Origin of the sequence: Streptomyces daqingensis (assembly GCF_014645895.1) — a bacterium.
Taxonomy (GTDB): domain Bacteria; phylum Actinomycetota; class Actinomycetes; order Streptomycetales; family Streptomycetaceae; genus Streptomyces; species Streptomyces daqingensis.
In genome coordinates this window covers 1-13,546 of record NZ_BMMP01000008.1, presented here as the reverse complement: position 1 = coordinate 13,546, position 13,546 = coordinate 1, and the positions used below count along the sequence as shown (strand labels likewise).

General features: G+C 72.6%; 10 protein-coding genes. 2 read left to right on the top strand and 8 right to left on the bottom strand.

Going from position 1 to position 13,546, the window contains the following annotated elements:
* Window positions 1–11 precede the first annotated feature (11 nt).
* Complete coding sequence (locus tag IEY56_RS13165) at window positions 12–1,712, bottom strand: enoyl-CoA hydratase-related protein (protein ID WP_189037364.1); 1,701 nt, start codon at window positions 1,710–1,712, stop codon at window positions 12–14.
* A 217-nt stretch (window positions 1,713–1,929) separates the two neighbouring features.
* Window positions 1,930–2,601: an endonuclease NucS gene (gene nucS / locus IEY56_RS13160; protein ID WP_189037363.1), complete on the bottom strand. Its 672-nt coding sequence runs from the start codon at window positions 2,599–2,601 to the stop codon at window positions 1,930–1,932.
* 232 nt (window positions 2,602–2,833) lie between these two features.
* Here nucS and IEY56_RS13155 point away from each other — a divergent pair, with 232 nt between their 5' ends.
* Window positions 2,834–3,226, top strand: coding sequence for an SCO5389 family protein (locus tag IEY56_RS13155; protein ID WP_189037362.1), 393 nt, complete (start codon window positions 2,834–2,836; stop codon window positions 3,224–3,226).
* Between the two features lie 53 nt (window positions 3,227–3,279).
* Here the strand turns inward: IEY56_RS13155 and IEY56_RS13150 are convergent, their stop codons facing one another.
* The gene (locus IEY56_RS13150) at window positions 3,280–4,350 is read right to left on the bottom strand and encodes an LLM class flavin-dependent oxidoreductase (RefSeq protein ID WP_189037361.1); all 1,071 of its coding nucleotides are present in this window, start codon (window positions 4,348–4,350) and stop codon (window positions 3,280–3,282) included.
* A 214-nt stretch (window positions 4,351–4,564) separates the two neighbouring features.
* Between IEY56_RS13150 and IEY56_RS13145 the strand changes: the two genes are divergently transcribed.
* Window positions 4,565–4,900 carry an Rv1322 family protein gene (locus IEY56_RS13145; protein WP_189037360.1) on the top strand — a complete coding sequence of 112 codons (336 nt, stop codon included), beginning with the start codon at window positions 4,565–4,567 and terminating at the stop codon, window positions 4,898–4,900.
* Window positions 4,901–4,979: 79 nt separating this feature from the next.
* Here IEY56_RS13145 and nrfD read toward each other — a convergent pair whose 3' ends face one another.
* The 5 genes from nrfD to IEY56_RS13120 form a co-directional block, all read right to left on the bottom strand.
* Window positions 4,980–6,224, bottom strand: a complete 1,245-nt coding sequence (nrfD, locus tag IEY56_RS13140; RefSeq protein WP_189037359.1) for an NrfD/PsrC family molybdoenzyme membrane anchor subunit — start codon at window positions 6,222–6,224, stop codon at window positions 4,980–4,982.
* On the bottom strand, window positions 6,221–7,264 hold the full coding sequence (locus IEY56_RS13135) for a 4Fe-4S dicluster domain-containing protein (RefSeq protein ID WP_189037358.1): 1,044 nt from the start codon (window positions 7,262–7,264) through the stop codon (window positions 6,221–6,223). Before IEY56_RS13135 ends, nrfD begins: the two co-directional genes overlap by 4 nt.
* Window positions 7,261–10,572 (bottom strand): formate dehydrogenase, encoded by a 3,312-nt coding sequence (gene fdh / locus IEY56_RS13130; RefSeq protein ID WP_189037357.1) that lies wholly within the window; start codon window positions 10,570–10,572, stop codon window positions 7,261–7,263. The genes IEY56_RS13135 and fdh overlap by 4 nt, the downstream gene beginning before the upstream one ends.
* Window positions 10,573–10,821: 249 nt before the next feature.
* Window positions 10,822–11,901, bottom strand: coding sequence for an ABC transporter permease subunit (locus IEY56_RS13125; RefSeq protein ID WP_189037356.1), 1,080 nt, complete (start codon window positions 11,899–11,901; stop codon window positions 10,822–10,824).
* Entirely contained in the window at window positions 11,898–13,280 is a 1,383-nt protein-coding gene (locus IEY56_RS13120; protein WP_189037355.1) for an ABC transporter ATP-binding protein, read from the bottom strand. Before IEY56_RS13120 ends, IEY56_RS13125 begins: the two co-directional genes overlap by 4 nt.
* Window positions 13,281–13,546 lie beyond the last annotated feature (266 nt).

Here is a 13,546-nt window from a genome sequence, read left to right as displayed (position 1 = left end):
ACGCCCCGGACTCACGTCGCGGGGCGTACGGCGCCGCGCCCTTCCTTGCGCACGAACGCCCGCCGCAGCGCGTGGTAAGGCTCGTCCGGGTCGAAGAACTGGCCCCGCATGACGCGCAGTTCCTCCCTGCGGTACTCCGCGAGCGGCTTGTGGGCCTCGTCCCTCCGCCGGGCCGCCGCTTTGCCCGCGACGCGCCCTGCCAGGGCCGGGTCCCGTGCCTCACGCGCCGCCAGCCGGGCGGTCACCGCGGCGAAGTCCTGCGGGGCGGCGGGAACGAGGCGGTCGACGAGCCCCGCCGCCACGGCGGCCGCCGCGCTCACCGGTGCCGCCTCGCGCATGAGCCGCGCGGCGGCGGCCTCCCCGGCCCGTCGGGGCAGGGTGTAGGTCCAGTACTCGGAGCCGTACAGCCCCATGAGCCGGTAGTGCGGGTTCAGCACCGCCCCCTCACGGCACCACACCTCGTCCGCGGCGAGCGCGAGCATCACTCCGCCCGCTGCCGCGTTGCCGCCGAGCGCCGCGACCACGAGGCGGTCCGTGGTCCGGAGCAGGGCCTCGACCAGGTCGTCCATCGCCTGGATGTTCTCCCACGATTCGAGTGCCGGGTCCTCCGCGGCCTCGATGACCCCGAGGTGGATGCCGTTGGAGAAGAAGTCGCGGGGGCTGCTGATGACGAGCACCGACGTGGGACGGGAGAGGGCGTGCCGGTAGGCCGCGAGAAGGCGGCGGCAGTGGCCGGTGCTCATCGCGCCGCCGGGGAACGAGAACCACAGGAAGCCGGCCCGGCGGCCCGCTTCGCCCCTCTCCTCGTACCGGACGTCCGTCCAGGTCCGCCGCTCCGCGGGCAGAGCCAGCGGAGCGGGCACCTCCGGCACGGCCGGCAGGCGCCGTCCCAGCGCCCGCACCGCCGGCAGCTTCACCGGGCGCGGGCCGCCCGGTGCGCGCCGGGGCCTGAGCTCGGGGATCCACACCGCCCCGTCCCTCGTCGCACGGCAGATCGCGCCGGCGCGCGTGGCCACGATCTCCCCCGGGGCGCCGCGCAGTTCGTCCTCGGGACGGCCGCCGTGGAGGAACCACTCCTCGCCGAACAGCTCGTCGAGCACGCCGGGTTGCGAGTCGGCCGCCCGCAGCTTCCGGAGAACGTCGGCGGCGGGGTCGGCGGCCCAGTCGATACGGCGCCGGTCCTGCTTGTAGTACGGGCGCACGGTCACCTCGGCACCGCTCGCGTGCTGGGGCCGGGGCTTGAAGTCGCCCGACTCGTAGCGCCCGACGGCCAGGTGCACGGCGGCCGCCGCCGCGTCGGCGGCCTCGTTGCGGTAGATGTCGCTCTTGCCGGGGGCCGCGTCGCCGGGCATCCGGAAGGGGACGGAGGCCCACACGTCCCCCGCGTCCATCTCCGCCTCCGCCTCCAGCACGGTGACCGCCCATTCCCGCACCCCCGACGCCACCGCCCAGTCGAGAGAGGACGGACCGCGGTCGCCGGGCGGACCGGGATGGACGATGAGACAGGTGTGCGCGGACCACACGTCCTGGGGAATCGCCGTCTTCAGCATGGGCGCGAGGAGCAGTTCGGGGGCGTGACGGCGTACGGCTGAGCGCAGGGCCTCGTCGTCACCTCCCACGACGACGTCCAACTCGTGGCCCCGGTCGGCCAGTTCAGCGTGCACGCGCTGGGTGAGACTGTTGAACGCGCTGGCCACGAGCAGAATCCGCACCGCACACCTCCGGCTCCGAGGGCGCCGGGGCCGTCCCAGGCGCAGACAGCCTCGGACGGTAGCTCCGCGAGGGGCGCGGAGGCCCGAGCCGTGCGCGACGAGGGGTGCACATACCTCTTATGAGCGTATGGACGTACGACAAGCGCGACGGCGGCCCGGACCCCGGGAGGCATGACCCCGGGCCCGGAGGCATGAGCCGGGCCGGGGCCCGCGGGCCTCAGAAGAGGCGCAGCCGGTCGTCCTCGATGCCCCGCAGCGAGTCGTAGTCGAGAGTGACGCACCCGATGCCGCGGTCGGTGGCCAGGACACGGGCCTGCGGTTTGATCTCCTGGGCGGCGAACACGCCCTTGACGGGGGCCAGACGGGGGTCGCGGTTGAGGAGGTCGAGGTAGCGCGTGAGCTGCTCGACGCCGTCGATCTCGCCGCGGCGCTTGATCTCCACGGCGACGGTCGTGCCTGTGTCGTCGCGTCCGAGTATGTCGACGGGGCCGATCGCGGTGGGGTACTCGCGGCGGATGAGGGTCCAGCCCTCCCCGAGGGTCTCCATGCGGTCGGCGAGGAGTTCCTGCAGGTGGGCTTCGACGCCGTCCTTGATGAGGCCGGGGTCTGTGCCGAGTTCGTGGGAGGAGTCGTGCAGGATCTCCTCCATCGTGATGATCAATTTCTCGCCCGCCTTGTTCTCCACCGTCCAGACGCTGTCGGAGCCGTCCTCGGACTCCTTCACCGTGCACGGAGGGGACATCCAGTTGAGGGGCTTGTAGGCGCGGTCGTCCGCGTGGACGGAGACGGATCCGTCGGCCTTGACCAGGATGAGACGCGGAGCCAGGGGGAGATGAGCCGTGAGCCTGCCGGCGTAGTCGACCGAGCAACGGGCGATGACGAGACGCATGGTCGGTCACGCTAGCGGAAGCAACGCCCCCGATGCGATTCGCCCTTGATCCACCTGTTCGGCTGTGGCCGGATGTATGCCCATTCGCATGGTGCGGTCACTCTCCGCCCCTTAACGTTAACGATGGGGGGTGTCGCCGTACGGAATCGTGTCATCACGCGTCGCCGTCACGGGTCCCTCCAAACCATCAGGCAGACCCCTATATCCCCAGGGGTCGCGAGAGGAGAACCCCATGTCGCTCGACGTCCCACCGGCACTGCTGGAACAGGCGGAACGGGGCGAAGTCGACGAGAAGGACTTCGTCGACTGCGTCCGTTCCTCCCTGCCGTTCGCCTGGGAGATGATCAGCTCCCTGGTGGCTCAACTGAAGGTGGACGGTGGCGAGTTCGCCGACAACCAGACGCCGCCCCCGGACGAGAAGGCCCGGGGTCAGCTGCTGCGCGCACTCGCCAGCGACGCGATACGCGGTGCGCTGGAGCGGCACTTCGGTGTGCGACTCGCCTTCCAGAACTGCCACCGGGTGGCGGTCTTCCCGCTGGACTCCTCGGTCGAAGAGCGGCTCGCCCGCTTCACGTCCGTCCGGGGGCAGCTGCTGAACCAGTCGCCGACACTCCGCGACTGCTGAGCTGACCGGACGCCGCGATCAGGCAGGCGGCACGCCGAGGCTCGGCGGAGGCCTCACTGCGCAGAGGGGAGCTGCGTAAGGACCTCTTCGCCCAGCCGCTGCACGTTCCGCTCGGTCGCCGCCAGATCGCCCGTCCCCTCGACGAGCAGGGCGTACCGGTTGATTCCGGTGCGCTCGCTCGTCGCCGCCAGCCGGTCGGCGCACAGCCCGGGCGTCCCCACGGGGTGCAGCCTGCACAGCAGATCGGTGTACCCGTGCGGATCGCGCATCGTCCGCTGGCGGCCGTCCACGGTGCGGTGCGCGCCGAGACCGGTGCGGAACCAGCCAGGCATGGACTTGCGCAGAGCCTCGACCGCCTCCGCGGTGTCGTCCGCGACCTGGGCCACCCCGGCGGCGACGTGGAGCGACGCCGTCCGTTCGATCTCCTCGAGGCTGTGTCCGGCCTCCCTCGCCTCACGGCGCCACATCGCGACGGCCTCGGCCTTCTCCCCGTCGTCGCAGTGCATTCCCAGCAGCATCGGCAGGGCACGCCGCGCCGCGACACGGACCGTGCCGGGGGAGGTGCAGGCGACGACGACCCCGGGGCGGGCCGGCGGACCGTTCCGTGCGGCGTCGCCGACGGGAAGCAGGGGCTCGTCGCAGCGGGGCACGACCTCGACCTCCCGGAACTGGTAGCGCTCCCCGTCGGTGCCCACGCGCGCTTCGCTCAGCCAGCGCATCAGCAGGTCCAGCGATTCGGGAAAGCCGTGCTCGAACGCGTCGAGGCCGCCGCCGAGGACTTCCAGATCGACCCAGGGGCCGCCCCTTCCGACGCCGAGCACGAAGCGCCCCCCGGAGGTCAGGTGCAGCAGGGCGGCCTGCTCTCCGAGGGCGACGGGGTGGGTGTTCGGCAGCACGGTGACGGCCGTGCCCACGTCGATGCGGCGGGTGCGCCCCAGCAGCAGGGCGGCGAGCGTCACGGCCGACGGGCAGACGCCGTACGGCACGAAATGGTGTTCGGCGAGCCAGACGGAGTCCAGACCTGAGGACTCCGCCACCTCGGCGGTGCGGACGGCGCGGTGCAGCGGCTCCCTCTGGCTCTGCCCGGGGAACTGCGCGGCCAGCACGAAAGCTCCAACTCGCATGCTGCTCCCTCCTCTTGGGCTTTGCGGACACCCAACAGGCAATAACGGCTGACACGTGCCAAGGGCACGGCCTGGTGCGCGCATTCTTCCGATGAACGGCTCCCCGTGACAGGGGAGTTGACAGAACGGCCCGCCGTCTGAGCGGGGCTGCGCGCATCCGCTTGATTCATGGCTACGCTGGAAGACCCCCGGTTCCGACCTGTCGAGGTGTCCTGTGTCCCCGCGTCGTAACCGCCCCCGTGGCGGTGCACCGAGATCTTCCGCGTTCGCGGGCGGCGCCCGCGGCGGCGAGACGGGCCCGCGGTACGGGCTGGAGCGCACGGAGGAGTGGCGCGGAGAGGACTGGGCCGTGCGCCACGTCGGCGGCACGACGGGCAAGCTCTACCGGTGCCCCGGGTGCGACCAGGAGATCCCGGCCGTCCCGCACGTGGTGGCCTGGCCGCGGACGGGCGACGTCGACGACCGGCGGCACTGGCACAAGGCCTGCTGGAACGCGCGGGACCGCCGGAGCGTGCGCGTCCAGCGGTCGCGCAACGCCCCGCGGTACTGAGCCCGCGGACCCAGACCTGCCGGAGCCAGGTGGCCCGGCCCCGGGGGGCGCGGGGGCGCCGTGCCTCAGGGCGGGCACGTCAGTCCCGCGCCTCCTCACCGTCCGAGGCGCCGTGCCGCGCCCCAGCCCGGCTCTGCTGCTGCTCCCGCTCCCGCGCGCGCAGCCTCTCCCTCTGCGGTACGACCGTGTACTTGGGGTCCTTCGAGGACGCCATCCCTGCCTGGAAGACGCCGAGCCGCGTGCACGCCGAGGCGGCGAGCAGCGCTGCCCCCGAGACGCCCGCGGCGACGCGGCTGCGCCCCGCGAGCAGCGCCGCCCCGGCCGCGCCCGCGGCGGACAGGGCTTCGGCGGCACGCATCCAGCGGCCCCCGCCGCCCTCCCGGTAGACCTCTGCGACGAGGCCCAGCCTGCGCTCCATCGTCTTGACCGCCGCGTTCTCCAGGGCCGTCCCCGCGAGGGCGGCGGTGCGGGCGGGCCCGTTCTCCGCGAGCGGGGAGGCCAGCAGGGCAGCTCCGGAGGCAGCGGCGGCGGCCGAACCGACGAAGACGAAGGGGAGTTCGCGGTATCCGTCGTGCCACGCGGGCACCGCGGTGTCCGACGCGAGCACCGCGGTGTACGCCGCCACCGCCGGGCCGAGCAGCGCCGCGCCCACCGACGCCGTGCGCCCGAGGCGGGGAAGCCGCCCGCTCGCCGCGCACAGGCCGGCGGTTCCCGCGGCCGGACCGTACGCCGCGAGCAGCCAGGAGCCCACGCTCATGGGCGAGGTCGGCTTGAAGACCCGCAGCATGTTCACGAAGCGGCCGGGACGGCCGAGGTCGTGGATGAGGGCCGCGGCCGAGCCGGCGATCGACGCCGCCGACGAGACCTTCAGCGCGCGGGCCATCACGGGCCGGCCGGTCAGTTCGGCCCCGGCCGCGAGGACGGATCCCGCTCCGGCCAGCCCGCCGAGGAAGAAGTACCCGGCGATGTTCTGCGCCTTCCACGCCGGCTGGTTGAGCACGGGGCGGCCGTAGTACGAGGTGAACTCGGCCTCGGGCACCATGGGTTGCTCGCCCTTGCGGCGCTTGCGCCCTGCCCGTCCGCCGCGGTGCCTGCCGCCGGAGCCGGCAGCGCCGCGCTCACCGCGGCCCCCGGTGAGGTCGTGTCCGCCGACGAGCGCCGCCCGGCCGGGGCGTTCGCCCCGCACGCCGTCCTTCGTCACGTCGGAGATGCTGCCGTCCCGCCGCAGCCGCGCCGGGTCCTCGTAGATCTCCCCGTACGGGCGGTGCCCGTTGTGCCGCACGTCCTCGCCCTGCCCGCGGTGGGCGTCCGCGTCGCCGCTCATCGCCGGAACCTCCTCGTCGTCGCTGTGCTGCGTCCGTGCGCGGCGAAGACGGCCGCGAGCCCGCCCAGCAGGGCCAGTGCCGCCGCACCCGCGTGCCGCCACATGTCGGGCAGGTCGCGGGTCGTGACGACGGGGTCGGGCGGCAGCCCGTACACCTCCGGATCGTCGAGGAGCAGGAAGAACGCGCCGTCGCCGCCGACTCCGTCGTCGGGGTCGTGTCCGTACAGCCGGGCGTCGCTCACGCCCGCCTCCCGGAGCTGGGTGACGCGGGCCTCCGCCCGCTCGCGCAGCTCGTCGAGAGGGCCGAACTGGATGGAGTCCGTCGGGCATGCCTTCGCGCAGGCGGGTTCCTGGCCGGCGCCGAGGCGGTCGTAGCACATCGTGCACTTGAACGCCCGGCCGTCGTGGGGGCGTTGCTCGATGACGCCGTAGGGGCAGGCGGGCACGCAGTAGCCGCAGCCGTTGCAGATGTCCTCCTGCACGACGACGGTGCCGAACTCGGTGCGGAAGAGCGAACCCGTGGGGCACACGTCCAGGCAGGCGGCGTGCGTGCAGTGCTTGCACACGTCCGAGGACATCAGCCAGCGCAGTTCGGTGCGGCCGTCGGCCTCGGGCGGGCCCGGCGCGTCCGGGGCGCCCGCCGCGTGCGGCTGCGCCGCCGCGCTTCCGGTGGGGATCTCGGCGGCGAGCGCGAGGACGTCCGTACCGCTGTGGTCGACGTCGGCGTGGGCGTGCCCGAGGGGCTTGCTCTGCTCGATGAACGCGACGTGCCGCCACGTCGAGGCGCCCAGGCCCTGCGAGTTGTCGTAGCTCATCCCGGTGAGGTCGAGGCCGTCCTCCGGGATGGCGTTCCACTCTTTGCACGCCACCTCGCACGCCTTGCAGCCGATGCACACGGAGGTGTCGGTGAAGAAGCCGACGCGCGGCGGGTGCCCGGTGTGGCCGGCGTCGCCCGCCGGGTCGTCCTCCGCGCCGGCGAGCAGGTTCCGTCCCACGAGCGAGCCGCCGGTGCTGCCGCCGCCGGTCAGGGAGTCGGTCATCCCCGCGCCTCCGTTCCTGTCGCCTCGCTGACGCCGCCGCGCTCCCGGTACTCGCGGACGAGCTGGAGCAGCTCCGGGCCGCGCGGGCGGCGGCCGGGGCGGATGTCGGCGGTCAGCGCCTTCACTTCCTGGATGTGCACGTTCGGGTCGAGCGCGATCGACGTCAGCTCGTTGGCAGAGTCGCCGGTGCTGTAGCCGTTGCGGCCCCAGTGGTACGGCAGGCCGATCTGGTGGACGGTGCGGCCGCCCGCCCGCAGCGGCGACATCCGCTCGGTGACCAGCACCCGGGCCTCGATGGCGCTGCGTGCGGTGACGATGGTGGCCCAGCCGGCGTGCTCCAGGCCGCGTTCCGCGGCGAGCTCGGGGGAGACCTCGCAGAAGAACTCCGGCTGGAGTTCCGCCAGATACGGCGTCCAGCGGGTCATGCCGCCCGCGGTGAAGTGCTCGGTGAGCCGGTACGTCGTCACCACGTACGGATAGACGTCCGAGCCGGGCTCCGTTCCGCTGTTGTGGTAGCGGTTGCCCTCGCGGGAGAAGAACTCGCGTACGGGGCTGCGCTGCTGCCGCGGGTGGACCGGGTTGGCGACGGGGGAGTCCTGCGGCTCGTAGTGCGTGGGCAGCGGGCCGTCGAGGAGCCCGGCCGGTGCGTACAGCCAGCCCTTTCCGTCGGCCTGCATGATGAACGGGTCGACGCCGCTGATCGCGTCCGGCCCGGTGGCGCCCGGTTCGGGGCGGTAGGAGGGCGGCCGGTCCGCGATGAAGTCGGCGTTGTCGTGGCCCGTCCAGCGGCCCTGCTTCTCGTCCCACCACACCAGCGCCTTGCGGTCGCTCCACGGGCTGCCGGCGGGGTCGGCGGAGGCGCGGTTGTAGAGGATGCGGCGGTTGGCGGGCCAGGACCACGCCCACTCGGCGGCGATCCAGTCCTGCTCCGTGTGCGGCTTCTTGCGGGCGGCCTGGTTGACGCCGTCCGCGTAGACACCGCAGTAGATCCAGCAGCCGCAGGACGTGGAGCCGTCGTCCTTCAACTGCTGGTAGCCGGAGAGCGGTTCGCCGTCCGGGCCGTAACCGTTGATCTCCGCGAGAACGGCCTCGGCGCTGGGCTCGTCCAGCCGGCCCTCGGTCGGGTAGTCCCAGGTGAGGTCGAGCAGCGGACGGTCCATCGGGTCGGTGGAGTCCTTGAGACGCTCCCGGATGCGCTTGCCCAGGTGGTACACGAACCACAGGTCGCTGCGGGCCTCGCCGTCCGGTTCCTTCGCCGGTTCGTGCCACTGCACGTACCGGTTGGTGTTGGTGAAGGAGCCCGCCTTCTCGGTGTGCGAGGCCGCGGGGAAGAAGAAGACCTCGGTGCCGATGTCCTCCGTGCGCAGCTCCCCGGTCTCGATCTCGGGCCCGTCCTTCCACCACGTCGCCGATTCGACGAGCGAGAAGTCTCGGACGACCTGCCATTCGAGGTTGGCCATCCCCAGGCGCTGCAGGCGGGAGTTGGCGGAGCCGACGGCCGGGTTCTCGCCCATCAGGAAGTAGCCCTTGCAGACGCCGTCGAGCTGGTTCAGCACGGTCTCGTAGGTGCTGTGCGAGCCGGTGAGGCGGGGAAGGTGGTCGAAGCAGTAGTCGTTGTCCTCGGTGGCGGCGTCGCCCCAGTACGCCTTCATCAGGCTGACGAGGTAGGAGCGCATGTTGCCCCAGAAGCCCTTGTCCGCCTGTACCGCCCGCACGAACGTGTCGAGGTCCTCCTCCTCGTGCGCGTGCGGCATCGGGATGTACCCGGGCAGCAGGTTGAACAGGGTCGGGATGTCGCTGGACCCCTGGATGCTCGCGTGGCCGCGCAGGGCCTGGATGCCGCCGCCGGGACGCCCGATGTTGCCCAGGAGGAGCTGCAGGATGCAGGCGGTGCGGATGTACTGGGCGCCGACCGTGTGCTGCGTCCAGCCGACCGCGTAGCAGAACTCGCTGGTGCGGTCGGGTCCGGAGTTCTCCACCAGGGCACGGCAGACCTCGAGGAAGGTCTCCTGCGGGATGCCGCAGGTCTCCTCGACCATCTCCGGGGTGTAGCGGGCGAAGTGGCGCTTGAGGATCTGGTAGACGCAGCGCGGGTCCTGGAGCGTGCGGTCCTGTCGCGACTCCGCCTCCACTTCGAGGCCCGGACCGCCCGAGCCGTGCGACTCCGCCTTGCCCGCGGACGCCGGGGTGCGCGGCGTGCCGCGCGCGCTTGAGGCCTTCCCGTCCCGCCCGGCCCCCTTCGTCCGCTCGCCGTACAGCGCGTCCCGCTCGCCGGAGGCGGCCTGTATCGTCCCGCCGCCCTCGTACTGCCAGCTGTCCATGTCGTACCGGCCGGTCTCCGGGTCGAAGCCGGAGAAGAGGCCGTCGAGGTCCTCGGTGTCCTGGAATTCCTCGCTGACGATCGTGGACGCGTTGGTGTACTCGAGGACGTACTCGCGGAAGTCCGAACCGGTGCTCAGCACGTGGTTGACGATCCCGCCGAGGAAGGCGATGTCGGTGCCCGCCCGGATCGGGACGTACAGGTCGGCGAGTGCGCTCGTACGGGTGAAGCGCGGGTCGACGTGGATGACCTTGGCGCCGCGTGCCTTCGCCTCCATCACCCACTGGAAACCCACCGGGTGCGCCTCGGCGAAGTTGGAGCCCTCGATGACGATGCAGTCGGAGTTCTGCAGGTCCTGCAGGAACGTCGTGGCGCCTCCTCGTCCGAAGGACGTGCCGAGGCCGGCGACGGTCGAGCTGTGGCAGATGCGGGCCTGGTTCTCGATCTGCACCACGCCGAGGGCCGTGAAGAGCTTCTTGATCAGGTAGTTCTCTTCGTTGTCGAGGGCGGCGCCGCCCAGCGTCGCCAGGCCGAGGGTGCGGTTCACGGGCAGACCCTCGTGCTCCCTCTGCCACGATTCGCGCCGCGTGCGGATGACGCGCTCCGCCACCATGTCCATGGCGGTGTCGAGATCCAGCCGTTCCCAGTCCGTGCCGTACGGGCGCCGGTAGAGCACCTCGTGGCGGCGGGAGTCCCCCGTCGTCAGCTGAAGCGTCGCCGAACCCTTGGGGCAGAGCCGGCCGCGGCTCACGGGGGAGTCGGGATCGCCCTCGATCTGGACGACCTCGCCGTCCTCGACGTAGACGTTCTGCCCGCAGCCCACCGCGCAGTACGGGCAGACCGACTTCACGACCTTCCCGGCGGTCTCCGTCCTGGGCCGCAAGCCGCGTGTGCGCGCCGAGGTGGCGGCAGCTCCGCGGCCCAGCGGATCCTCCCCGGTGAGCTGCCGGTACACCGGCCAGCTCTCGATCCAGGTGCGTACACCCATCACCCGACCTCCGTCCGCGCGGTCACGTCGTCGCGCCGGAGGGGTGCCCCTCTCGCGGGTCTTTACGCGTGCCGGGAGGGCGTACCGCCCGGACGGGACGGCGGCCGGCGGACGTCACGGCAGGTCGGAGCACGGACGGACCGACGGATCGTCAGGCCGGCCGGAAGGAGCGACGGGAGGCCGCCGGACCGCGGCGCCCGACGGGGCTTCGCGCGCCCCGCCGTACCGCCGGACGTCCCGCCCGGACCGTCAGACGTCCCGGCTGTTGAGCATGGCGTACGCGGCGGCGAGCGCGACCGCCGTGACCGCCGCGAGGATGCCCAGCAGCGGCCATCCGGTCGCGTTCTGGTCCTCGCCCGCCATCGGCATGCGGTAGAGCGAGGCCAGGCCGTTCAGCGGGGAGTACTCCACGAGGAACTCGCGGACCTTGCGCAGCGACTCGCCCGCCATGAACAGCGACATCACCAGCGGCAGCAGGACGAGGCCGAGCATGGCGGTGATCGCTCCCGCCGAGTGCCTCATCAGCGCCCCGACGGCCAGGGCCAGCAGCCCCAGCAGCGCGACGTACAGACCGGCGCCGACCGTGGCCCCGAGCCACTGGCTGCTGTCCGCGACGAGCCGGCCGGCCTCGATGGAGCCCTCGAACTCCTCCATCTGCCGGGCGAAGGGCGGGATCTCCTGGTCGCTCAGCAGCGCCGAGTTGATGAGTGCGGTGATGGTGCAGGCGACCGTCGTCATGCAGAAGGCGAGCAGGAAGAAGATCAGCGACTTGGCGACGAGCACCCGGCCCCGGTTGGGGCAGGCCGTCATGGTGGTGCGGATCATGCCGGTGCCGTACTCGGAGGTGATCACCAGCACGCCGAGGGTGATGATGCAGATCTGGCCGAGCATCAGGCCGAAGAGCCCCGGCGCGAGGAGCGGCATGCCGGTGAACGTGCCGCCGCTCAGGCCGAGTGCGGTGAGCAGGCCGATCCCGACGGTGAGCAGGAACATCACGCCGAGCGTCCACACCGTCGAGCGCACCGAGCGGATCTTCGTCCACTCCGAGGCGACGGCGTGGCCGAGGTGGGTGCGCCGGAGCGGGATGGGGGAGGCGTAGCCCCAGGCGCCCCCGGTCCCCCCGGCCAGGGGGTGTGCCTGCGGCGGCGGGGGCGGCGATGCGATGGCGGTGCCGTCCGTACGGGGCTCCGCCTGGGCGTGTGCGCCGGGCCCGCCCGGCGCGCCGTGCGGGGGCTGGGCCACGGCGTTCTGCTGCCCCGGAGGGCCCTGCTGCGGCTGGTGCTCCCCGTTCCGGGGCGGCTGCTGGGGCTGCTGGTCGGGGGTGGTCATCGGGCGTCGTCCTCGCTGCTGTCGGACCGGGAAGCGTCGTCGGAGGGCTCCGGGCGCGCCGCGGGAGCGGGCTGCGGGGCGGAATCGGGTTGCGCGGCCGGGACGGGCTGCGGCGCCTGCGCGGGCTGGGGCTGCGGCGGTTGCTGCGCGGGCGGCTGCTGCGGCGGCGTGTGCCACACCTGGCCCGCGGCCGGCGCCTGCGCGGCGCCGTACGGGCCGGGCTGCTCGCCGGGGACGCCCGGGGCGGCACCGGGGACGGCGCCCGGCGCGGGGCCGTAGGCAGGCGCGGGGCCGAACCCCGGAGCACCGGCGTGCGGTCCGCCCTGGAGGGGTGCCCCGGGCTGGGGCGCGCCCCAGCCGACCGGCCCGCCGGGAGCACCCGGAACGGGCGGCGGACCCTGCGGCCCGGCGGGAACCCCGGGCTGAGCGGCCGGCTGCATCTGCAGCCCGGCGCGCTGGTCGGTGCTGGAGCGGTAGTCCACGGCGCCCTGTGTGAGCCGCATGTACGCCTCCTCCAGGGACGCCTGATGGGGCGAGAGCTCCCACAGCCGTACGTCCGCGCTGTGCGCCAGGTCGCTGATCTGCGGAAGCGGCAGGCCGCTCACCCGCATCGCGCCGTCCTCCTCCTGCTGGACCTGGCCGCCCGCCTCCTTCACCGCGGACTGCAGCTTCTCCCGCTGCTCCGGCTCGCCCTCGGGCGTACGGACACGGGCGAAGCCCACCGAGTTCTGGGCGATGAACTGCTTGACGGACGTGTCCGCCATCAACTGCCCGCGCCCGATGACGATCAGATGCTCCGCGGTCAGCGCCATCTCGCTCATCAGGTGGGACGAGACGAAGACGGTGCGCCCCTCGGAGGCGAGCTGCTTCATCAGATTCCGCACCCAGAGGATGCCTTCGGGGTCGAGGCCGTTGACGGGCTCGTCGAAGAGGAGCACCTGCGGGTCGCCCAGCAGGGCGGCGGCGATGCCCAGGCGCTGCCCCATACCGAGCGAGAAACCCTTGGAGCGCTTCCTGGCCACCTGCTTGAGGCCCACGACGTCGAGCACCTCGTCCACCCGGCGGGCGGGGATGCCCGACAGCTGCGCCAGCGAGAGCAGGTGGCTGCGCGCCGACCGTCCGCCGTGCACCGCCTTCGCGTCCAGCAGAGCGCCCACCTGTCGCGGCGCGTTGGGCAGCCGGCGGTAGGGGTGGCCTCCGATGGTGACTCTGCCGGCCGTCGGGTCGTCCAGCCCCAGGATCATGCGCATCGTCGTGGACTTGCCGGAGCCGTTCGGCCCCAGGAAGCCCGTGACCGTGCCCGGCCGTACCTGGAAGGACAGGTTGTAGACGGCTGTCTTGGCGCCGTAGCGCTTCGTCAGGCCGTACGCCTCGATCATCCGCTTCGTCCCTGGACGCAGTTCGGGGCCGGTCGCCCCCGGGCATGGCCTAGGAGGTTACAAGCCCGCCGATCGGTTCCATCCGGTGGTTCGTACAAGCTCTCCGGCGGCACCCGGGCGTCCGCGGCGGGCCCCGAGACCCGGAAGCCGCACGGGAGTTGGTGCCCCCGCCCTGTCCGGACGACGCACCCTAGGCCGTGTCTTCAATTGATCTTGTGTGGTGGATCATGGTCGGGTGATACGTCGCCATGAACTGTCCGATGAAG